The sequence below is a fragment of the Curtobacterium poinsettiae genome (assembly GCF_047226435.1).
Classification (GTDB): domain Bacteria; phylum Actinomycetota; class Actinomycetes; order Actinomycetales; family Microbacteriaceae; genus Curtobacterium; species Curtobacterium poinsettiae.
This window is the reverse complement of record NZ_CP178434.1, coordinates 1,524,536-1,545,532: the sequence shown is the minus strand read 5'-3', so window position 1 is coordinate 1,545,532 and position 20,997 is coordinate 1,524,536. Positions and strand designations below refer to the sequence as shown.

The 20,997-nt window shown below is 71.4% G+C and carries 17 protein-coding genes and 1 tRNA gene; 2 read left to right on the top strand and 16 right to left on the bottom strand.

Going from position 1 to position 20,997, the window contains the following annotated elements; translation table 11 throughout:
* From ACL00U_RS07275 to dusB, 12 genes are all read right to left on the bottom strand, one after another.
* Positions 1-711 carry a pentapeptide repeat-containing protein gene (locus tag ACL00U_RS07275; RefSeq protein WP_262117457.1) on the bottom strand — a complete coding sequence of 237 codons (711 nt, stop codon included), beginning with the start codon at positions 709-711 and terminating at the stop codon, positions 1-3.
* Positions 708-2,240, bottom strand: coding sequence for a hypothetical protein (locus tag ACL00U_RS07270; RefSeq protein WP_159556454.1), 1,533 nt, complete (start codon positions 2,238-2,240; stop codon positions 708-710). The genes ACL00U_RS07275 and ACL00U_RS07270 overlap by 4 nt, the downstream gene beginning before the upstream one ends.
* Positions 2,241-2,369: 129 nt before the next feature.
* Positions 2,370-2,442 (bottom strand) — tRNA-Asn (locus ACL00U_RS07265).
* Between the two features lie 115 nt (positions 2,443-2,557).
* A complete protein-coding gene (locus ACL00U_RS07260; RefSeq protein ID WP_017886699.1) occupies positions 2,558-3,568 on the bottom strand; it encodes a D-isomer specific 2-hydroxyacid dehydrogenase family protein in 1,011 nt (336 codons plus the stop codon).
* Positions 3,565-4,494: an ATP-binding cassette domain-containing protein gene (locus tag ACL00U_RS07255; RefSeq protein WP_017886698.1), complete on the bottom strand. Its 930-nt coding sequence runs from the start codon at positions 4,492-4,494 to the stop codon at positions 3,565-3,567. The genes ACL00U_RS07260 and ACL00U_RS07255 overlap by 4 nt, the downstream gene beginning before the upstream one ends.
* 148 nt (positions 4,495-4,642) lie before the next feature.
* The gene (locus tag ACL00U_RS07250) at positions 4,643-6,340 is read right to left on the bottom strand and encodes an ABC transporter ATP-binding protein (protein WP_262117455.1); all 1,698 of its coding nucleotides are present in this window, start codon (positions 6,338-6,340) and stop codon (positions 4,643-4,645) included.
* Positions 6,337-7,416, bottom strand: coding sequence for an ABC transporter permease (locus tag ACL00U_RS07245; protein ID WP_042539014.1), 1,080 nt, complete (start codon positions 7,414-7,416; stop codon positions 6,337-6,339). The genes ACL00U_RS07250 and ACL00U_RS07245 overlap by 4 nt, the downstream gene beginning before the upstream one ends.
* Before the next feature lie 2 nt (positions 7,417-7,418).
* On the bottom strand, positions 7,419-8,495 hold the full coding sequence (locus ACL00U_RS07240) for an ABC transporter permease (protein ID WP_082046916.1): 1,077 nt from the start codon (positions 8,493-8,495) through the stop codon (positions 7,419-7,421).
* 117 nt (positions 8,496-8,612) lie between these two features.
* A complete protein-coding gene (locus ACL00U_RS07235; RefSeq protein ID WP_017886694.1) occupies positions 8,613-10,229 on the bottom strand; it encodes an ABC transporter substrate-binding protein in 1,617 nt (538 codons plus the stop codon).
* Between the two features lie 1,033 nt (positions 10,230-11,262).
* Positions 11,263-13,179 carry a DNA primase gene (dnaG, locus tag ACL00U_RS07230; protein WP_262117454.1) on the bottom strand — a complete coding sequence of 639 codons (1,917 nt, stop codon included), beginning with the start codon at positions 13,177-13,179 and terminating at the stop codon, positions 11,263-11,265.
* A gap of 40 nt (positions 13,180-13,219) precedes the next feature.
* Positions 13,220-14,515, bottom strand: a complete 1,296-nt coding sequence (locus ACL00U_RS07225) for a deoxyguanosinetriphosphate triphosphohydrolase (RefSeq protein WP_017886692.1) — start codon at positions 14,513-14,515, stop codon at positions 13,220-13,222.
* Complete coding sequence (gene dusB / locus ACL00U_RS07220; protein ID WP_017886691.1) at positions 14,512-15,678, bottom strand: tRNA dihydrouridine synthase DusB; 1,167 nt, start codon at positions 15,676-15,678, stop codon at positions 14,512-14,514. The genes ACL00U_RS07225 and dusB overlap by 4 nt, the downstream gene beginning before the upstream one ends.
* 47 nt (positions 15,679-15,725) lie before the next feature.
* Here dusB and ACL00U_RS07215 point away from each other — a divergent pair, with 47 nt between their 5' ends.
* On the top strand, positions 15,726-16,211 hold the full coding sequence (locus tag ACL00U_RS07215; RefSeq protein ID WP_017886690.1) for an aminoacyl-tRNA deacylase: 486 nt from the start codon (positions 15,726-15,728) through the stop codon (positions 16,209-16,211).
* A gap of 119 nt (positions 16,212-16,330) precedes the next feature.
* Here the strand turns inward: ACL00U_RS07215 and ACL00U_RS07210 are convergent, their stop codons facing one another.
* The 4 genes from ACL00U_RS07210 to ACL00U_RS07195 form a co-directional block, all read right to left on the bottom strand.
* Complete coding sequence (locus ACL00U_RS07210; RefSeq protein WP_017886689.1) at positions 16,331-16,540, bottom strand: hypothetical protein; 210 nt, start codon at positions 16,538-16,540, stop codon at positions 16,331-16,333.
* Positions 16,537-17,271 (bottom strand): DsbA family oxidoreductase, encoded by a 735-nt coding sequence (locus ACL00U_RS07205; RefSeq protein ID WP_214520059.1) that lies wholly within the window; start codon positions 17,269-17,271, stop codon positions 16,537-16,539. The genes ACL00U_RS07210 and ACL00U_RS07205 overlap by 4 nt, the downstream gene beginning before the upstream one ends.
* A 130-nt stretch (positions 17,272-17,401) precedes the next feature.
* On the bottom strand, positions 17,402-18,787 hold the full coding sequence (locus ACL00U_RS07200) for a glycine--tRNA ligase (RefSeq protein ID WP_412873999.1): 1,386 nt from the start codon (positions 18,785-18,787) through the stop codon (positions 17,402-17,404).
* Positions 18,788-18,894: 107 nt separating this feature from the next.
* Positions 18,895-19,962 carry an aminotransferase class V-fold PLP-dependent enzyme gene (locus ACL00U_RS07195; protein WP_071251403.1) on the bottom strand — a complete coding sequence of 356 codons (1,068 nt, stop codon included), beginning with the start codon at positions 19,960-19,962 and terminating at the stop codon, positions 18,895-18,897.
* A 70-nt stretch (positions 19,963-20,032) separates the two neighbouring features.
* On the opposite strand from ACL00U_RS07195, the gene ACL00U_RS07190 reads away from it, so the two are divergent.
* Positions 20,033-20,980, top strand: coding sequence for a LysR family transcriptional regulator (locus ACL00U_RS07190; RefSeq protein ID WP_071251401.1), 948 nt, complete (start codon positions 20,033-20,035; stop codon positions 20,978-20,980).
* Positions 20,981-20,997: the final 17 nt, after the last annotated feature.

Genomic DNA, 20,997 nt, shown 5'->3' with positions numbered 1-20,997 from the left:
TCAGGGTGTCGGGCCGGTGACCGTGATCGTCGCGCGCTGGTCGAGCCGACCACCGCGGTCGGCATCGGTGCTCATCCGGCAGCGCACCTGGGTGGTGCCGACCGGAGCCTGCACGTCCTGTCGGACGCAGCTCGTCGACGACACCCCGCGCGGCAGGTCGAGCCGGATGGGCACGGTCACCGGCTTGCCGTCGGGGCTCTGCAGCGTCCGGTCGGCGAGTTCCAGTGGCGTCCCCGTGACGGTCAGACCGGCCAGCTTCGCCTTGCTCAAGTCGATGCCGTCGATCTGCGCCCCGCTGATGTCGGCGACCGTCAGGTCCGCGCTGCCCAGGTCGGCGTCACGCAGGTCCGCCCCCCGCAGGTCCGCGCTGTACAGGTCGACACCACGCAGGTCCGCTCCGCGCAGGTTCGCCCCCTGCAGGTCGGCGCCGTAGAGCACGCTGTCACGCAGGTCCGAACCGCGCAGGTCCGCGCCGTGCAGGTCGGCCAGACGCAGGTCGACGGTGGCGAAGCGCACACCGGCGAGGTCCTGTTCCGGGCAGGTCGTCACGGCACCCGGCTCGGGCGCCGTGCGGACCGTGCACGAACCGATCTGGCGTTCCCCGGCGCTGGTCCCCCCGGTTCGCGCGAAGGCCGCGACGCCGATGACGACGAAGAACAGGATGGTCAGGGCAGCCACGACGACGCCGCGGAACCGTGCGGCGCGGTTCACGAGCGCACCCCCGTGAGCCACTGGGGCAGGACGTCGCGGGCCCAGCTCGAGTACCAGGCCGCCGAGTTGGCGTACGGGAAGAAGGCGCTGATCGGGTTGTAGAAGACGAAGAGCACGACACCCACCACGATCACGACGACCCACGCCACGGTGGCTGCGCGCCCGTGCAGCCGTCGGATCCACGAGGCGAGACCGAGCAGCACCACGGCCGCGATCATCGGCAGCACCGGCAACAGGTAGCGGCCCGAGAACGCGAAGTCCTGCCGGAGGTTCACCGCGGTCGCGGCGTTGAAGCACAGCACCGCCACCGTGTAGGCGACGGGGACGGCTGCCAGCCACCACATGGCCGCGTTCCGGAGCACCCGGCGCATCTGGGTCATCGCGATCGCCACGGCACCGACGCTGGCGACGGCGCCGAACAGCACGACGGCGGTGTTCGGGCGCCAGGGCAGCGACGGACCCCAGAAGAAGAAGAGCGACCGGAAGTAGGTGGTGATCCACATCCAGAGGAAGGAGACCGGCCGGAACGGTTCGAGCGTGCCGGCGGCGACCTCGAGGTCGTGGGTCCGGACCGCGTTGTAGTTCCGACGGAAGATGCCGAAGTTCATGCACGCGTCGCGGCTGTGGATCTCGGCGCAGTCGGGGTTGAGTGCCCGGTAGACGAGCAGGTTCACACCGAAGCGCTCGAGCACCAGGGCGAGCAACGCGCCGCCGATCACCACCAGGACGACGGACCGCCACGGCCGTTCGCGGAAGCCCGAGACGGCTCGACGCACGGGGTGCCGGAGCCACGAGAAACCGTCGACGCGGTACCGGAACAGCACGGCGAAGAAGGCTCCGGCCAGCACGAGCGGCGCCTGGGAGTACTTGAACATGAGCGCCAGCATCGCGGTGACGACCAGCCACGCGAGCGTTCGCAGTCCACCGCCACGGGCGACCTTGACCGCGACGGCGGCGAAGAGGAAGAAGGCGGCCATCGACGGCGCGTCGTAACTGATGGTGGCGGCCTGCCAGGCGTAGCGGCCGGTGGAAGCGGTCACCACGGTGGCGAGCAGGCCGATCGCCGTCGGGACCCCGGCGTTCCGGAACATCGCACGGAGGGCGTACAGACCGGCCCCGGCAGCCAGGACGTCGATGCTCCGCAGCACCATCACGGTCTGTTCCAGGTGGAGCCCGAGCGCCTGCGTCCCCTTCGCCGGGAACGACATCAGGTAGTAGTAGAGGTACGCCGGGAAGCGCGTGACCTCGCCGAGCCACAGCTTCGACGCGTCGACGTCCTGCAGGAACGGGCCGGCGTTCCACGGGCGAGCCGCGTAGAGCATGATGTTGCCGATGTGCCGACGCTCGTCCGGGGCCGCCGAAGCAGGGACGTGGATCGTGACGGCGAACAGGAAGCCGACGAGCAGGAACGCCACGAGCACGACCACGAACGCGGTGCGTGAGGAGAGCACGCGGTTGGCCCGGTCCAGCAGACCCGTGGACCGGTCACCGGTCACACGTCCGGTGGCGGACTCGTGGGTCAACGACATCGAACAGTGGCCTTCCGTGGTTCTGGGTGCGCCCGCCCAGGCTAGCAGCGCGCCCCGCTGGGCCCGACGAGGGCATTCGGACCGTCGAGAACACAAAAGGTCCTCACCCCGAGGGGTGAGGACCTGTCGCTCCCCGAGTTGGACTCGAACCAACAACCTGCCGGTTAACAGCCGGCTGCTCTGCCAATTGAGCTATCGAGGATCACTGTCCGCTGGCGAAAGACGTGCGAACAACGGGTAACAGCATAGCAGGACCCTGAGGCCCGCCACCGCATCGGACACGCCGCCCGGGCGCGCCGCGCGGTGGGCGCCCGGAGTCAGTACCCGGCGACCGGGTCGACGACGCCGACGAAGCCCTCGCCGGCACCCCCGAGGAAGGCGGTGGTGTTGAGCCGGACGCGCTCGGCGAGCAGGGGCGCGACCATCTCCGGGGTGTCGGCCTGGTGCGGGGTGATGACCGCGCCGGGCTCGGACCAGAGCGGGTGGCCGTCGGGCAGCGGCTCCGGGTCGGTGACGTCGAGTCCCGCCGCAGCGATCTCCCCGGCACGCAACGCGGCGACCAGGGCATCGGTGTCGACGAGTCCGCCGCGCGCGATGTTCACGAGCCGAGCGGACGGCTTCATGAGCCGGAACTGCCGCTCGCCGAAGAGCTTCGCGGTGCCCGAGGTCATCGCCGCCGCGATCATCACGACGTCGGCGTCGGGCAGGACCTGGTCGAGTTCGTCGGTGGTGACGGTCCGAGCGGCTCCCGGGACGGGGTCGGGCGAGCGACGCACCACGGTGGCCTCGACGTCGAACGGCGCGAGCAGCCGGAGGTACTCGAGCGCGATCCCGCCGGCACCGATGACGACGACGTTCCGCCCGTACAGCGACACGCCCTCGGGCTCGGTCGCCCACGACGACGCACGGGCGCGCTGCTGCAGGACCCGGAGCGTGCCGAGGGTCAGTGCCAGTGCGTGCTCGGCGACGGGCTCCGCGTAGGCGCCCTTCGCCGAGGTGAACAGCACGCGGTCGCCGTGCTCCTGGATCAGGTGCGCGAAGGCGTCGACGCCGGCGAACGGCAGCTGGACCCAACCGACGCCGGGCACGGACGACAGGGCGTCGGCCAGGCCGGACGGGTCGTGGGGGTCGAGCCAGACGATCCCGCGGGTGTCGGCGTCGAGCGGCGCGACGGTCCCACCGGCCGCGGTGACGGCGTCCACGTGCAGGTCGGTCGGCTCGGGCAGCACGGCGACGGGACCGGCCTGCGGGGCCTCGACCGGCAGCGGCGCACCCGAGGTGGGGACGACGGCACGGTGGCCGCGCGGGCCCTGGGTCGGGGTGCTCATGCGTTCTCCTGACGGTCGGTGCGCGGGCCGGTGCCGGCGGCGAGCGGACGGCGCGGCGCGGACGAGCGGCGGGCCGTCGTCGGCGCCGGACGGCGCTTCACACCACGCGCCGCGGTCGACGCGAGGGTCTTCACGTAGGGGTCGACGGGGTTGTCGAGGACCTCGTCGAAGGTGCCGAGCCCGACGAGCCGGGCATCGGCCATCACGGCGACGCGGTCGGCCAGCGCACGGGCCTCGCGCAGGTCGCTCGACACGACGACGGCGGAGAACTGTCGTCCGCGCTGCAGGGTCGCCAGGGCCTCGAGCACCGACTGCCGCACCAGGACGTCGACGCCGCGCGCGGGCTCGTCCGCGACCAGCAGCTGGGGTTCGAGCACGAGCGCCTTCGCCAGGGCCACCCGCTGGCGCTGGCCGCTCGAGAGCTCCCACGTGTTCAGGCGCATCGTCCCGAGCGGCAGGTGCACGGCGTCGAGCAGCCGAGCCACGATGAGCCCTGCTTCACGCCGGTCGAACCGGCGGTCGCGTGCGTAGATCGGTTCGGCGACGGCCTCGCCGACGGTGAGGTCCGGGCTGAGCCGGTCTGCGCCGTCCTGCGGCAGGTAGCCGATCCGGCCGCTCAGCCGTTCGAGCTTGCGCGACGAGGGACGCAGGCCCCGGGTCTTCTGCCCGAGCACGGTCAGCTCGCCGCCGACGATGTGTCGGCGCAGCGCACCCTCGCCCTCGCCGTGGGATCCGAGCTGACCGGCGATGGCGGCGGCGAAGGTCGACTTGCCCGACCCCGACTCGCCGAGCAGGGCGAGGATCTCCCCCTGCCGCACCGACAGGCTCACGCCGTCGACGGCCCGGATGGACTCGCCCCCGCGTCCGCCCCGGTACTCGATCGACACGTCGTCCGCGACGACCGCCGGTCCGTTGACCGCGATCATGGGTCCCCTTCCACGCCGCCCCCTGGCGACGGTTCGCGACGGGCCGCCCTGGCAGGCCCGTCGTGCGTACAGCAGTGGAGGTGACCACCCTGGAGGCACGGCGTGCGTCGACGACGTCAGCCGGGCCTCCGGGGTGGGTCACGTCGGGTCAGGACCCGACGTTCTCCAGTCGCTCCAGCGTACGCCGTCGCTCCGCCTGCTCCGCTGGGTCGGGCACCGGCAGCGACGCGAGGAGTCGCTGCGTGTACGGGTGCTGCGGGGCGCCGAGGACCTCGGCCGTCGTGCCCGTCTCGACAAGGTCACCGCGGTAGAGCACGGCGATCCGGTCGGACAGCGCGCCCACGACCGCGAGGTCGTGGCTGATGAACAGCGACGCGAAGCCGAGGTCCTGCTGCAGTTCGAGGAAGAGCTCGAGCACCCGAGCCTGCACCGAGACGTCGAGCGCGCTCGTCGGCTCGTCGGCGATGAGCAGCTTCGGCCGGAGCGCCAGCGACCGGGCGAGCGACGCGCGCTGGCGCTGCCCACCGGAGAGCTCGTGCGGGTAGCGGTCGCCGTACGCTGCCGGCAGCTGGACGGCCTCGAGCAGCTCGTCGACCCGCTTGCGCGCGGCGCGGGGGCTCGAGACCTCCTTGTGCACGACCAGCGGCTCGGCGACGCACTCGGCGATCGTCAGCAGCGGGTTGAACGAGGTCGCCGGGTCCTGGAACACGAACCCGATGTCCTTGCGCAGGTGCTTGAAGTCGCGTTCGCGGTACCCGAGCATCTCCGCGCCGAGGACCGTGAGCGAGCCGCCCGTGACCTTCGTCAGACCGGCCATGGCGCGGCCGATGGTGGTCTTGCCCGAGCCGGACTCCCCCACCAGGCCGAGGACCTCACCGGGACGGATCGCCAGGTCGACGCCCTTGACGGCCTTGAACGCCGGCGAGCCGAGCCGGCCGGGGTACTCGATCTCGAGCCCCTTCGCCTCGACCAGGGGCGTGACGTCCTCGGCGATCGCGGCACGCCGGGCCATCCCGGTCGACGCTTCGAGCCGCGGCACCGCTGCGAGCAGCCGCTTGGTGTAGTCGGCCTGCGGCGTCGCGAAGAGCGCCGTCGCCGTCGCCTCCTCGACGATCTCGCCCTGGTACATCACGGCGACGCGGTCGGCCAGGTCGGCGACGACGCCCATGTTGTGCGTGATGACGACGATCGCCGTGCCGAACTCGTCGCGGCACCGGCGCAGCAGGTCGAGGATCTCGGCCTGCACCGTGACGTCGAGCGCGGTCGTGGGCTCGTCGGCGATGATGACGCTCGGCTCCAGGGCAAGGGCGCTCGCGATCACCACGCGCTGCTTCTGCCCACCGGAGAACTGGTGCGGGTAGTGGTCGACGCGGGTCTCGGGGTCGGGGATCCCGACGCGACCGAGGTAGTCGATGGCCTTCGCCCGTGCTTCCTTCCTGGACACGCCGCCGTGGGCACGGAGCCCCTCGGCGATCTGCCACCCGACGGTGAAGACCGGGTTGAGCGCGGTCGACGGCTCCTGGAACACCATCGCCCCGGCCGTTCCGCGCAGGCTGCGGAGCTTCTGCGCGCCGACGCTCACCACGTCGGTGCCGTCGAGCAGCACCGCGCCGCCGAGTGTCGCCGTCTCCGGCATGAGCCGCAGCATGCTGCGGGCAGTGACGGACTTGCCGGAGCCGGACTCGCCGACCAGGGCGAGGACCTCGCCGGGGCGGACGTCGAGGCTGACGCCCTTGACCGCGTCGACGGCGCCGCCGTCGGTCGCGAAGGTGACCGTCAGGTCGTCGACGACGACGACGGGTTCGGTGGTGGTGTCGCCCGGTTGCAGGCGGGTGGTCGGGGTCATGCGCCCGTCCCTTCCGTGTCGTTCCGCGTGTCGGGCGCTGCGTCGGCGTCGGGCGATGCCTTGCCGTCGGGGGTGTGGCGCGCGTCGCGCGCTGCCTCGGTGCCGCGCGCGTCGCTCGTCGACACCAGCTGCTTCAGCCGTCGGCGTGCACGCAGGCGGGGGTCGGAGATGTCGTTCAGGCTCTCGCCGATGAAGGTCACGCCGAGCACGAGCACCACGATCGCGACACCCGGGTACACCCCGGTCCACCAGACGCCGCTCGCGACGTCGGAGAGCGCGCGGCTGAGGTCGTAGCCCCACTCGGCGCCGGACGTCGGGCCGATGCCGAACCCCAGGAAGCCGAGCCCGGCCAGGGTCAGGATCGCGTCGCTCGCGTTGAGCGTCAGGATGAGCGGCAGGGAACGCGTCGAGTTCCGCAGGACGTGGCGCGTCATGATGCGCCACGGGTTCGTGCCCATCACGCGCGCCGACTCGACGAAGGCGTCGTTCTTCAGCCGGACGGCCTCGGCACGGACCACGCGGAAGTACTGCGGCACGTAGACGACGGTGATCGAGATCGCCGCGGCGATGATGCCGCCCGAGTAGCTCGAGTTGCCGCCGGAGATCACGATGGACACGATGATCGCGAGCAGCAGCGACGGGAACGCGTAGATGGCGTCGGCCACGACCACCAGGACGCGGTCGAGCCAGCCGCCCAGGTACCCGGAGACCATGCCGAGCAGGACGCCGACGATGATCGAGACGATCACGGCGACGATGACGACGAGTACGGCCGTGCGGGCGCCGTAGAGCACGCGGCTGAACACGTCGAAGCCGCCGACCGTGGTGCCCCAGATGTGCTCGGCGCTCGGTTCGCCAGTGCGGGGGAAGCTCTCGCCGTCCGCGCCCTGCAGCTGGCCGAAGCCGTACGGGGCGAGGAGCGGGGCGAACACCGCGACGAGCAGGTACAGGGCGCAGATGACGACGCCGACGATGAGCATCGCGCGCTGCCAACCGGTGCTCTTGCGGAGCTGGACCACCACCGGGAGCCGCTTCCAGAGCGGCTCGTGGCGGTCGACGAGGGTGGTGTCGGCCATCGTCAGAACCTCACTCTCGGGTCGATCAGGGCGGCGACGACGTCGACGATGAAGTTGGTCACCGCGACGATCACCGCCAGCATCGCGACGATGCCCTGCACCGCGACGAAGTCACGGGCCGACAGGTACTGGTTGAGTTCGAAGCCCAGGCCGCGCCACCCGAAGGTCGTCTCGGTGAGCACCGAGCCGCCCAGGAGCATCGCGATCTGCAGCCCCATCACGGTGATGATCGGCACGAGCGCCGGACGGAACGCGTGGGTGCGCACCAAGCGCGACTCGCGCACACCGCGGGACCGGGCGGCGTCGACGTACTCGGAGCCGAGCGACCCGATCATGTTCGCGCGCACCAGGCGCAGGAAGATGCCGGCGGTGAGCAGGCCGAGCGTCAGCGCGGGCAGGACGGCGTGCTGGAGCACGTCACCGATGACCTCGGCGTTGCCGGTGCGGAGCGCGTCGACGATGTAGATCCCGCTCGCGCCGGGGATGCCGTCGAGGATGAGCGACACCCGGGTCGACGCGCGGTCGCCCAGGGGCAACCAGTCGAGCCACACCGAGAAGACGAGCTTGAGCAGCAGGCCGCCGAAGAACACCGGGGTGGCGTAGGTCAGGATCGCCAGCGCACGGAGCAGCACGTCCGGCCACTTGTCGCGGGTGTACGCGGCGAGCATGCCGAGCGGGATGCCGAGCACCAGCGCGACGATGAGCGCGTAGAACACGAGCTCCGCGGTCGCGCCGCCGTACGTGACGATGATGTCGGTGATCGGACGGTTGTCCGTCGACGAGGTGCCGAAGTCACCGCGCAGGATGTTGCCGAGGTACTCGAAGTACTGCACGAGCACCGGTCGGTCGTACCCGGCGGCGTGCAGGCGTTCCTGCAGCTGGCTCGGCGTGAGCCGGCCGCCGACCGACGCGGTGATCGGGTTCCCGATGACGCGCATCAGGAAGAACACGAGCGTCACCAGGATGAAGACGGTCGGGATGATGAGGAGGAACCTGACGAGGATGTACCGGCCGAGTCCGCCGCCACTGTTCTTGGCACTGCGTTGTGCCTGTGGCTTGGTGGGATCGGTGCCGTTCACGTCCTGCGTTGCCTCGGGAGCGCTGAGGGTCACGGGGTGGGTGCCTTTCGTCGCCGTTGCACAGGCACGCGGGCGTCCCTCGTGGGAACGCCCGCGGCCTGCACGTGGGGCTTGGTGCTACTTGCTCAGGGTGGCGTACCGGAACTTGAACGAGGCGTCGAGGGTCAGGCCCTTGACGTCCTTGCCGGCGACCGCGACGGACTTGCCCTGCAGCAGCGGCAGCGTCGAGATCTGGGTGGCCTCGCGTTCCTGGGCCTGCTCGATCAGGTCAGCACGCTTGTCCGGGTCGGACTCGGCCTGCTCCTTCGCGATGAGGTCCTGGATCTCCGGGTCGTCGTAGTGGTTCTGGACGAAGTTCTCCTTGGTGAAGAACGGCGACAGGTAGTTGTCGGCGTCGGAGAAGTCCGGGAACCAGCCGAGCTGGTAGACGGGGTAGGCGTCCTTGGTGCGCTCCTGGGCGTAGGTCGTGTAGACCGTCGACTGGATGTTGACGGTGAACAGGCCGGAGTCCTCGAGCTGCTGCTTGAGCAGCGCGTACTCGTCGTCCGACGCCGAACCGTAGTGGTCGGGCGCGTACTGGATGTCGAGCTGCACCTTGCCCGTGACGCCGGCGTCCGACAGCGTCTTCTTCGCCTTGGACACGTCTGCGCCGCCGTCGCCGTCGCCGTACATCTCCTTGAACGGCTGGACTGCGCCGGTCAGGCCGTCCGGGACCATCGAGTACAGCGGGGTGAAGGTGTCGTTGTAGACCTCCTTCGCGAGCTGGGCACGGTCGACGACGTCGGCAGCGGCCTGACGCACGGCCAGGGCCTTCGCCTCGTCGGCGTCGTCCTGCCCGGTGCCGAACGGCTGCGTCTTGAAGTTGAAGACCACGTAGCGGATCTCGCCGCCGGGGCCGTCGGTGACCTTGAGGGAGTCGTCTCCCCGCAGGTCAGAGATGTCGGTCGGCGTCAGGGAGCGGTACGCCACGTCGACGTCGCCCTTCTGCACGGCGAGCTTGAGGTCGGTCTCCTTGGTGTAGTAGCTGGCGGTGACCTCGTCGGTCTTCGCCTTGCCGAGCAGGCCGTCGTACTTCGGGTTCGTCTTGTACTGGATCGTGTCGTTCTCCTTGTAGGAGCTGATCTGGTACTGCCCGGCGAAGGCCTTGCCCTTGACGATGTCGTCGGCACTGGTGAGCTTCGTGGCGCTGAAGACGTCCTCGTCGACGATCGGACCCGCGGGGCTCGAGAGCACCTGCGGCCAGGTCTGGTCGGCGTGGTCGAGGTTGAACACCACGGTGGTGTCGTCCGGGGTGTCGATGCTCTTGAGGTTGGCCAGCAGCGACTGCGGACCGTTCTCGTTGTTGATCTTCAGTTCGCGGTCGAACGAGAACTTCACGTCGCTCGACGTGAGCTTGTTGCCGTTGGCGAACTCGAGCCCGTCCTTGAGGGTGACCTCGTAGGTGGTCGGGTTCGTGAACTCCGCCTTCGTGGCGATGTCCGGCTCGACGTCCGGGCTCCCCACGGGTGTGTTCATCAGGAACGGGAACACCTGGTTCTGCACGGCGAAGGAGCCGTTGTCGTAGGAACCGGCCGGGTCGAGGGACGTGATCTTGTCCGTCGTCCCGATGCTCAGGCCGTTCAGTTCGGTGTCACTCACGCTGCTGCTCGCGCAGCCGGTCAGCACCAGCGCCGTCGCTGCTGCACCGGCGCCGAGCGCGATGCCGCGCTTGCCCCACTTGGTCACGGATGCCATGTCCGCTGCCTCTCTGGTCATGATTGCAAGAGTCCTGTGCCGGAGGGTGGAACGTCTGTGTGCCCGGCCAGGAACGCTCATTGGTATCACCCTGTCACGGAACAGAACGAACCGGGGGCGATTTGTTTACACCGCTGTAATGCACGGGCTGATCGCGTGATGCATGATTCCGCCGGAGTCGAGCGGCGCGTCACGCACGAAAGTTGCGTGGTGCAACCTGGGTGTTCGGGCGCTCGAGGTCGCACGGACTGCCGGTTGTTGGTCCGTCGTGCACCGGTTCCCGCGACCTCGTCGAGGTGCACGCCCGCCCGGAGGCTCGTCCCCCTCCCGCCACGCCCCGCACCCCCGCCGACCGGTCACGACTCCCCGCCCGCCCCACCCCGCGCGGTCACATCCCGTCGGCCGGACCCCGACCAGCCGACGGTCTGCGACCACTCGACGCCTCACGCACGGCACGTCCTGACCACGCGCGGACCCCCCGGGGCCGCACGGACCGCCGCCCGCGGGCCCGCCACGCGACAGTTCACGCGCCCCCGGCGACGCACGCGCGCGTGTCGTGACCTCGCCCCGCCCGCACACCCCGCGCACCCCGGCCGGGAGGCCCGTCCCGGCGCCGCCGATTCCTCCCACCCCCGCCCACTGGTCACGACTCCCCGCCCGCCCCACCCCGCGCGGTCACGTCCCGTCGGCCGGACCCCGCCCAGCCGACGGTCTGCGACCACTCGACGCACCACGAGCGGCACGTCCTGACCACGCCCCGCACCCCCGCCGACCGGTCACGACTCGCCGCCCGCCCCGCCCCGCGCGGTCAGGTCCCGTCGGCCGGACCCCGCCCAGCCGACGTCCTGCGACCACTCGACGCCTCACAAGCGGCACGTCCTGACCACGCAAGAACCCCCGGGGCCGCACGGACCGCCGCACGCAGGCCCGCCGCGCGACAGTTCGTGCGACCACGGCGACGCACGCGCGGCGTGTCGTGCGATCGGACGCGGGCACGTCGGCTCGCCCCGGCCACAAGCCGCGCGACGAGCGGCTAGGACGCCTCGGCGTCGGCGCGCAACCGCATCCGCTGCCCGTCGATGTCGACGAGCTGCCGCTGGATCTCGGCGCGACGCTCGGCCTGCTCGTGCGGGTCGGCCCGCTGCAGCTGCCCCAGCAACGAGGCCTTGCGGGCGAGCAGGTCGCGCTCGACCAGGGCCACGACGATGCTCCGGCAGTACGCCGCCAGGTCCTCCGCGTTGCGCGCTGGGATCGGCGCGAGAGCGAGCTCGTGGGTCAGGGTGCGCAGCGGCGCGGGCACGTCGGCGAGCAGCCGGTCGAGCCAGTCCCCCGCACCGATGACGTCGACGTTCGCGACGACGGCGTCCCGCACCGCGGCGAGCATCGGGGTCGAGAACGTGGCCGACGCAGCGAGTCCGAGCATCGGTGCCCCGACGGACGTGGGCTGCTGCACCATCGCCATCACCGCGTCGCGCTCCATGCGGCTGATGGGGTCGTTCGGCAGCGAGCGGATCCCGGCGACGGGCTCGTCGGGGGTGTCGGCTGCGTCGGTGCCGGTTCCGGCACGGCCGTCGCGCCCCGAGCCTGCGGACCGATCGTCCTGCCCGGACCCCGCACGGCGTCGAGCGGTCTCGACCGACCGACGGACCTCGGGGATCTCCATGCCGAGCCACCCGGCGAGTTCGCGCACGTAGCCCTGCGTCAGCGAGCGGTCACGGATACCGGCGAGCACGGGCGCGGCCGCACGCAGGGCACCGACGCGCCCCTCGACGGTCTCGAGGTCGTGGCCGTCCAGAGTGCGGCGGATCATGAACTCGAACATCGGGCGCTTGTTCGTGACCAGTCGGCGGATGGCGTCGTCACCGCGCGCCAACCGGAGGTCGCACGGGTCGAGTCCGCCGGGCGCGACGGCGACGTAGGTCTGCGCCGCGAAGCGCTGTTCCTCCGCGAAGGCACGCGAGGCGGCACGCTGCCCGGCTTCGTCCGGGTCGAACGTGAACACGACCTCGCCGTTGGCGTTCGGGTCGGCGCCCGCCAGGTCACCGAGCATCGGCCGCAGCACCTTGATGTGGTCGACCCCGAACGACGTGCCGCAGGTGGCGACCGCGGTCGTGACGCCCGCGACGTGGCAGGCCATCACGTCGGTGTAGCCCTCGACGATGACGACCTGCTTCTGCTTCGAGATGTCGCGGCGGGCGAGGTCGAGGCCGTAGAGGACTTGGCTCTTGTGGTAGATCGGGGTCTCGGGCGTGTTGAGGTACTTGGGGCCTTTGTCGTCCTCGAGCAGGCGGCGCGCGCCGAACCCGATGGTGGCTCCGGTGACGTCCCGGATCGGCCACATCAGGCGCCCGCGGAACCGGTCGTACGGCGAGCGGTCGCCCTGGCTGACGAGACCGGCGGACACGAGTTCTTCCATCGTGAAGCCGCGCCCGCGCAGGTGGTCCTTGAGCATGTCGTAGGACTTCGGGGCGAAGCCGACGCCGAAGTGCTGGGCGGCCGAAGGGTCGAACCCGCGCTCCCCCAGGAACCGGCGGGCGGGGTCGGCGGCAGCCGTGGTGAGCTGCCCCGTGAAGTACTCGAGCGCGGCTTCGTTCGCGGAGATCAGCCGTGCGCGGGTGTTGTAGTCGGTGCGCGGCCCGTCGCCCTCTTCGTAGTGCAGGGTGTAGCCGATCTTCGCGGCCATGCGCTCGACGGCCTCGGCGAAGGTGGTGTGGTCCTGCGCCATGATGAAGCTGAAGACGTCGCCGTCCTCGCCACAGCCGAAGCAGTGGTAGCGGCCGACCTGGGGCCGGACGTGGAACGACGGGGAGCGTTCGTCGTGGAAAGGGCAGAGGCCCTTCATCGACCCGACGCCCGCGTGCTTCAGCGTGACGTAGTCGCCCACGACGTCGGCGATGTTGACACGCGAGCGGACCTCGTCGATGTCGTTCCGCGCGATCCTGCCAGCCACCCCTCGATCCTAGTTCGTGGGACCGACGTCGGCGGACCGGTCAGACGGCGATGTGGACCGGTTCACGGTCACCCACCACCAGACGTCGGTGCCAGGCGAAGGCGCCCTGGTCGGTCAGGCTCGCGACCTGGTCGACGACGGCGCGCAGTCGGCCGGCGTCGTCGTCCGCGGCGTGCCAGTCGGCGGCGAAGCCCGGCTCGAGGTCGGACGCACCGGTCGCCGCCAGCGCGTCGAGGAGTTCGGTGAGCACGCGGCGCTGGTCCTCGTACACGGGCTGACGGTCGCCCTGGGTCATCACGAAGGCCGCGACGATGCCCTTGAGCACCGCGATCTCCCCGATGATCTCGGGTGGGGTGACGACCGACGCGGCGAAGCGCACGAGCGACCCCGAGGCGTAGGACTCGCGGGTGGCGGCCGTCGCGGTGCGCGCGAAGCGTCCGATCAGCTGCGACGTCAGGTTCTTCAGGCGTGCGGCGTCACGGCGGGAGCCGTCGTACGCGGTCATCCACAGGGGCAACGCACGCAGGCGGTCGAACGCCTCGAGCAGCTCGTCGCGGCTCAGGTCGTCGCCGACCCACGCGTGCATGGCGGTCACGATGTCGTTCTCGCCGACGCGGTCCCCCAGGGCCGCGACGTCGATGAACCCGGCGACGACGGCGTCCTCGAAGTCGTGCACGGAGTACGCGATGTCGTCGGCGAGGTCCATGACCTGCGCCTCGATGCACCGCTGACGACGCGGAGCACCGGCGCGGAGCCACTCGAAGGCGTCGTGGTCGTCGTCGTAGAAGCCGAACTTGGTGCGCCCGGACGACGACTCCGACACCCCCTGCGCAGCGGGCCACGGGTACTTGCAGCTGGCGTCCAACGATGCGCGGGTCAGGTTGAGCCCGAACGGACGGTCGACGTCCGCGCCGGGCCGGACGCCGTAGACCTTCGGCTCGAGCCGCGTGAGCAACCGGAGCGTCTGCGCGTTGCCCTCGAACCCACCGATGCCGCTCGCCCAGGCGTTCACCGCGGTCTCGCCGTTGTGCCCGAAGGGCGGGTGTCCGATGTCGTGCGCCAGGCAGGCGGTGTCGACCACGTCGGGGTCGAGCCCGAGCGAGTCGGCGAGCTCGCGACCGACCTGCGCGACCTCGAGCGAGTGGGTCAGCCGGTTGCGGGCGAAGTCGAGCCCCGCGGTCGGGCTGAGCACCTGGGTCTTGGCGGCCAGACGCCGGAGCGCGCTGGAGTGCAGCAGTCGGGCGCGGTCACGGGCGAAGTCCGAGCGGCGGTTGCCGTGCTCCTCGGGGAGCCAGCGCTCCGCGTCGGCCGGGCCGTACGAGGCGGTGGCGCTCATCCGCCGCTGTGGTGCAGTTCGGCGGCGGCCAGGACCTTGCGGAACTCGGAGTCGACGTCGCGGCTCTCGAGCCAGCGGTCGGGCAGGGCGGTGCGCTTGGGGTGACCGGCACGACCGCGCGGCCCCTCGGCGTCGGCACCCGGGTACGGCGCGTCGTGGTCGAGCTGGCCGAGGAAGTCGTCGATCTCCTGCAGGCTCGACGCCATCGCCAGGCCGGACCGGACGTCGCTGCCGATCGGGTACCCCTTGAAGTACCAGGCCACGTGCTTGCGGATGTCGCGGCAGGCGTGTTCTTCGTCGCCGAAGAACTCGACGAGCAGCTCGGCGTGCCGGCGGAACCCGTCGGCGACCTCGCCCAGGGACGGCATGTAGCGCAGGCCCTCGCCACGGAACGCCGCGGCCAGGTCGCCGAACAGCCACGGGCGGCCGAGGCAGCCACGCCCGACGACCACGCCGTCGGCGCCGGTCTCGTCGATCATCCGGAGGGCGTCGGCGGCCGACCAGATGTCCCCGTTGCCGAGGATCGGGATGTCGGTCACCGTCTCCTTCAGCGTGGCGATCGCCGACCAGTCGGCGTGCCCGGAGTAGTGCTCGTTCGCGGTGCGGGCGTGCAGCGAGACCGCGGCGACCCCGGCGTCACGCGCGATGCGGGCGGCGTCGAGGTAGGTCAGGTGGTCCTCGTCGATGCCCTTGCGCATCTTGACGGTGACGGGGACGTCGCCCGCGGCGCGCACGGTCTTGGTGACGAGTTCGCGGAACAGGTCGAGCTTCCAGGGCAGGGCCGCGCCGCCGCCCTTGCGGGTGACCTTGGGCACCGGGCACCCGAAGTTCAGGTCGATGTGGTCGGCACGGTCCTCGCCCACCAGGATCGACGCCGCTTCGGCCACGGTGTTCGGCTCGACGCCGTACAGCTGGATCGACCGCGGGGTCTCGGACTCGTGGTGCTGGATGAGCTGCATCGACACGGGGGTCCGTTCGACGAGCGCCCGCGAGGTGATCATCTCGCACACATAGAGCCCGGCGCCGTACTCGCGGCAAAGCCGGCGGTACGCCATGTTCGTGATCCCGGCCATCGGCGCGAGCACGACCGGCACGTCGACCTCGATCGGGCCGATGCGCAGGGGGCCGCCGACTCGCGAGGCGGGTGCTTGTGTGATCGTCATACCTGACCCATCTTCCCACGTCGGTGCACGCCGGTAGCGTTCTCCACATGACGACCGACGCCAGCACCCGGTTCGACGCCGACGCCCAGGCCCGCGGCCTGCCGGTCGAGGTGGTCGAGCGACCGGCCGCGGACTCCCTGCACCAGGCCGCCGAACTGCTCGGCATCGAACCCGGTGACATCGTCAAGACCCTGGTGGTGAAGCGCCACGACGGCGGCTTCCTGCTCGCCCTGGTGCCGGGCGGGCGCAGCATCGCCTGGAAGAAGCTGCGCACCGTCGTCGGGGTCAACAAGCTCTCGATGCCCGACGCTGCCACCGCGCTCGGCGCGTCCGGCTACGAACGCGGGACCATCACGCCGATCGGCGCCACGGGTGACCTGCCGGTGTACGCCGACGAGCGCATCGTCGGACGCAGGGTCGCCCTGGGCGCCGGACGCCACGGCGCGAGCGCCTTCGTGGACGCGGACGCACTCGTCGCCGCCTACGGCGCGACCGTCGCGGACATCACCGACGAAGAACCGCAGCGCGACTGATCGGCCTGGCGACCGACGGATCGCGCCCCCGCACAGCCGTCGCGCCCCGCAGGGTCGGGGCGCAACGACCGCACGGGGGCGCGGGACCACCAGCGCGCGACGCGCGACCGACGGAAGCGTCAGTCCGGCACCTCGGTCCAGTCGCCCTCGGCACCGGCGAACGATCCGGCGTCGATCAGGCACGAATCACCATCGCAGACCGGCGCACCGCCGGCCGTGACCAGCGTGAGCAGGCCGGGGCGCGCCTCCAGACCGGAGATCGCACCCGGGACCGACGGGGCGGACGGGAGGCCCGCCCCACCCCCGACGGTGGCCGTCGCGTCCGTCATCGGGTCGCCGCCACGTCCGCGCTCGCGTCGTCCGCAGCGCGCTCGGCCGCCGAGGCGACCTCGTCCGGCGTGGTCTCGCGGAGCGCGACCACCTGGCGGAGCACCTGCTCGAACGCCGAGGGGTCCTGGGCACCGGAGACGCCGTACTTACCGTCGATCACGAAGAACGGCACGCCGTTGATCCCGTAGGCCTGCGCCTGGGCCTGGTCGGCACGGACGGCGGCGAGCTGGGCGTCGTCGCGCAGGGTGCTGAGGACCTCGTCGCGGTCCAGGCCGATCTCCGCCGCCAGGTCGGCCAGCGAGGACTCCTGGCCGACGTGCTCGCCGCGCTCGAAGTAGGCGGTGAACAGGCGCTCGACCATCTCGAGCTGCTTGCCGTGCTGCTTGGCGAGGTGGATGACCTGGTGGGCCTTCACGGTGTTGGTGTGGTGCATCGCCTCGAAGTCGTAGTCGAGCCCGACGCCCGCGGCGATCGCCGTGACCTGGTCGAGCATCTGCTGCGCCTGGTCGACGGGCATGCCCTTGTGGCCGGACAGGAACTCGGCCTCGGTCCCCTCGAAGTCGACGGGGGTGTCCGGACTCAGCTCGAAGGAGTGGTACTCGACCTCGACGGGACGGCCCTCGGTCGAGGCGCCGAACGCGGCCACACCGGCCTCGAACTTGCGCTTGCCGATGTAGCACCAGGGGCAGGCGATGTCCGACCAGACATCGACCTTCACGGAGTCGTTCATGCTGACCCCAACGCGCTCGTGCGCCGCGCATTCCCGTCGCCGGCAGCAGAACACCGGTGTTCGCAGGTCGAACACCCGATTGCGGGTGTGCAACGCACGAACACCGGTGTCTTGCGGAGCCGCGGAACCCCTACGCGCCGAGCAACCGCTGCGCGAGGTACCCCTGCAGCTGGTCGAGCGAGACGCGCTCCTGGCCCATGGTGTCGCGCTCGCGCACCGTGACGGCCTTGTCCTCGAGCGTGTCGAAGTCGACCGTGATGCAGAACGGCGTGCCGATCTCGTCGTGGCGACGGTAGCGACGGCCGATCGCGCCGGCGTCGTCGAAGTCCACGTTCCAGTTCTTGCGCAGGTCGTCGGCCAGGCCGCGGGCGACGGGCGAGAGCTGCTCGTTGCGCGACAGCGGCAGGACGGCGGCCTTCACCGGGGCCAGGCGCGGGTCGAGCCGCAGGACGGTGCGCTTGTCGACGCCGCCCTTCGCGTTGGGCGCTTCGTCCTCGTGGTAGGAGTCGAGCAGGAACGCCATGAGCGCACGGGTCAGGCCGAACGACGGCTCGATGACGTAGGGCACGTACTTCTCGTTGGCGGCCTGGTCGAAGAACCGGAGGTCCTGGCCGGACGACTCGATGTGGTTGTTCAGGTCGAAGTCGGTGCGGTTCGCGACGCCCATCAGCTCGCCCCACTCCGAGCCGGTGAAGCCGAAGCGGTACTCGATGTCGGCGGTGGCGTCGGAGTAGTGCGCCCGCTCGCCGTCCGGCACGTCGAAGCGACGCAGGTTCTCGGGGTCGATGCCGAGGTCGGTGTAGAACGCGACCGAGTCGGCGATCCACTGCTCGTAGTGCTCCCCCGCCTCGGCCGGCGGCACGAAGTACTCGATCTCCATCTGCTCGAACTCGCGGGTGCGGAAGATGAAGTTGCCGGGCGTGATCTCGTTGCGGAACGCCTTGCCGACCTGGCCGATGCCGAACGGGGGCTTCATGCGGCTGGTCGTCACGACCTGCTCGAAGTCGACGAAGATGCCCTGCGCGGTCTCGGGGCGCAGGAAGTTCAGGCCCTCTTCGGACTCGACCGGGCCGAGGTACGTCTTGAGCATCCCGGAGAACTCGCGGGGCTCGGTCCACTCGCCGCGGGTGCCGCAGTTCGGGCAGGCGATCTCGGCCATGCGGCCCTCGGGGTCGCGGCCCTTCTTGGCGACGAACGCCTCGATCAGGTGGTCCTCGCGGAAGCGGTGGTGGCAGTGCAGGCACTCCACGAGCGGGTCGGTGAAGGTCGCGACGTGGCCGGAGGCCTCCCACACCTTGCGGGGCAGGATCACCGCGGAGTCAAGGCCGACCATGTCCCCGCGGCCTCGGACGAACCGCTGCCACCACTGGCGCTTGATGTTCTCCTTGAGCTCCACACCGAGGGGCCCGTAGTCCCACGCGGAGCGGGAGCCTCCGTAGATCTCACCCGACTGGAAGACGAAGCCGCGGCGCTTGGCCAGGGCGATGACGCTGTCGAGACGGGAGGGCTGTGCCAAAGGGTGCTCCAGAGGTCGCCGAGCTGGGTGCTCGGTGCGGAAACGGTCCGGGCAAGACTACCGGCGATCGTCGGCCGGGAGGCCCGCCCCGCGTCCGCCCGCCGCGCTCACCTGGCCGACGTGGTCGGCCCCACCCCGCCGAGCGCGGCCGCGACGTCGGTCACGTCCGACTCGTCGTTCCACAGGTGGAACGCGATGCGCAGCCGACCGGCACGCCCCGAGGCGGTGAGCCCGGCGGCGGTGAGGGCCCGCAGGGCCGAACCGTCGGCGTCCGCGAACGTCACGATCGCCTGCCCGTCGCCCTGCCCGTCGCCCTGCCGAGGCGACCCCAGGGCGTCGCACAGCCGGTCCGCGAGACCGGTGGCGTGCCTCCAGACCGCATGCTGGTCGAGCGCGACCGCGTGCTCGAGCGCGGCCACGGCGCCGGGCCACGCCTGCCAGGCCGGGGAGACGTCGAAGCGGCGGGCGTCGTCGGCCAGGTGCATGGCGGGTCCGTAGCAGGAGGACCACACGTCCGCTCCCGCGTACCAGCCGGCCTGCACCGGGCGGAGCCGGCCGAGGGCGGTGTCGGAGAGCGTCATGAAGGCGACGCCGCGCGGTGCGCAGAGCCACTTGTAGGTGTGCGTGAGCGTCACGTCGAACGGTGCGGCGTCGACGGGCAGGACGCCGGCGGCCTGCGTGAGGTCGCAGAGGGTCAGGGCACCGACGCGTCGCGCGGCGGCGACGACCGGGTCGGGGTCTGTGACCACACCGGTGGCGGACTGCACCGCGGACCACGCGACCAGGGCCGTGTCGGGTCCGACCGAGGCGGCGAGCCGGTCCAGCGGGACGCTCCGGACCCGGATGCCGCGGTGCGCCTGCGCGAGGAACGGGAAGACGACCGAGCTGAAGTCGCCGTCGGGGACGACCACCTCGGCACCGTCCGGCAGCGCGTCGGCGACGACGGCGGCCATCACCGAGGTCTGCGAACCGGTCGCGACACGCTCCGCGGGGACGCCGACCAGCGCGGCGAAGAGCGTGCGGCCTTCCTCGACCAGGGCCCCGTACCGGGCCGGTGAGGTCTCCGCACGGGACCACGCGTCGAGGTCGGCTCGCTGGGCGGCGAGGGTGCCGCGGGTCGGCAGGCCAGCGGTGCACGCCGCCAGGTAGCCACGGCCGGCCGGGAAGGAGTCCATGCGGACAGCGTCCCGGTTCCCACCCCATCACACCAGGGCCGGCTCGTTGTGCCACCGATAACATTGCGTGATGGACGAGATCGATCCCCAGCTGCTCCGGGTCCTGCGCGCCGTGGCCGACGGCGGGTCGATCACCCGCGCCGCCGCCGCGATCGGGTCGAGCCAGCCCGCCGTCAGCCAGCTGGTGGCCCGGGCCGAGCAGCGCCTCGGGCACGCGCTGGTGCTGCGGGGCGGACGCGGGGCCACACTCACCCACGCCGGCCAGGTGCTCGCGGACCACGCCCTGCACGTCCAGGCCGCACTCACCGCCGCGCGCGAGGACCTGGACGCCGTCGGCGGGCTCAGCCGCGGTCGGGTGCGCCTCGCCGGGTTCCCGAGCGCGTCCTCGGCGCTCGTGCCCGCCGTGCTCGCCCGGCTGGCGGCGACGGCACCGGGCGTGACGACCTCGTACGTCGAGGTCGAACCGCCCGAGGCGCTCGACCTGCTGCGCGGCGGTGCGGTCGACGTCGCCCTCACGTTCACCTACGTCGGGGACGAGATCGGGTCGGCACCGGACCCCGGGCTCGTCACCCGTGCGCTCGGGCGCGATCCGCTCGCCCTGGTGACGCCGGTCGAGCCGGGAGGCGCGGAACGACTCCGCCCCGTCGGCTCCACCGTCGTGGACCTCGCGTCCCACCACGACGCCCGGTGGATCGGAGGCTGCCCGCGCTGCCGAGGCCACCTGCTCGCCTCGTGTGCGAGCGCGGGGTTCACGCCGGACATCGTGCTCGAGACGGACAACGCGGCCGCGGTGGTGGGACTCGTCGCCGCGGGGCTCGGGGTGGCGCTGCTCCCCCGGCTGGCACTCGCGACGACGGTCATCCCCGCGGGTGTCGCGATCGATCCGGTGGACGACGACCTGGCCCGACGCGTCGAGGTCGTCGTGGCGCGCGGGGCCGAGCGGGTCCCCAGCGTGCTGGCCGCGCTGGACGCCGTGCGGTCGGCGGCGCACCTGCTCGACGGGGCGCTGCCGGGCTGAGGTGTGGCGCGCAGCCG

Coding starts and splice junctions, on each gene's coding strand:
- ACL00U_RS07270 (WP_159556454.1), bottom strand. CDS start 2,240: ATGTCGTTGACCCACGAGTCCGCCACCGGACGTGTGACCGGTGACCGG.
- ACL00U_RS07260 (WP_017886699.1), bottom strand. CDS start 3,568: ATGAGCACCCCGACCCAGGGCCCGCGCGGCCACCGTGCCGTCGTCCCC.
- ACL00U_RS07255 (WP_017886698.1), bottom strand. CDS start 4,494: ATGATCGCGGTCAACGGACCGGCGGTCGTCGCGGACGACGTGTCGATC.
- ACL00U_RS07250 (WP_262117455.1), bottom strand. CDS start 6,340: ATGACCCCGACCACCCGCCTGCAACCGGGCGACACCACCACCGAACCC.
- ACL00U_RS07245 (WP_042539014.1), bottom strand. CDS start 7,416: ATGGCCGACACCACCCTCGTCGACCGCCACGAGCCGCTCTGGAAGCGG.
- ACL00U_RS07235 (WP_017886694.1), bottom strand. CDS start 10,229: ATGGCATCCGTGACCAAGTGGGGCAAGCGCGGCATCGCGCTCGGCGCC.
- ACL00U_RS07225 (WP_017886692.1), bottom strand. CDS start 14,515: ATGAGCGCCACCGCCTCGTACGGCCCGGCCGACGCGGAGCGCTGGCTC.
- dusB (WP_017886691.1), bottom strand. CDS start 15,678: ATGACGATCACACAAGCACCCGCCTCGCGAGTCGGCGGCCCCCTGCGC.
- ACL00U_RS07215 (WP_017886690.1), top strand. CDS start 15,726: ATGACGACCGACGCCAGCACCCGGTTCGACGCCGACGCCCAGGCCCGC.
- ACL00U_RS07210 (WP_017886689.1), bottom strand. CDS start 16,540: ATGACGGACGCGACGGCCACCGTCGGGGGTGGGGCGGGCCTCCCGTCC.
- ACL00U_RS07205 (WP_214520059.1), bottom strand. CDS start 17,271: ATGAACGACTCCGTGAAGGTCGATGTCTGGTCGGACATCGCCTGCCCC.
- ACL00U_RS07195 (WP_071251403.1), bottom strand. CDS start 19,962: ATGGACTCCTTCCCGGCCGGCCGTGGCTACCTGGCGGCGTGCACCGCT.
- ACL00U_RS07190 (WP_071251401.1), top strand. CDS start 20,033: ATGGACGAGATCGATCCCCAGCTGCTCCGGGTCCTGCGCGCCGTGGCC.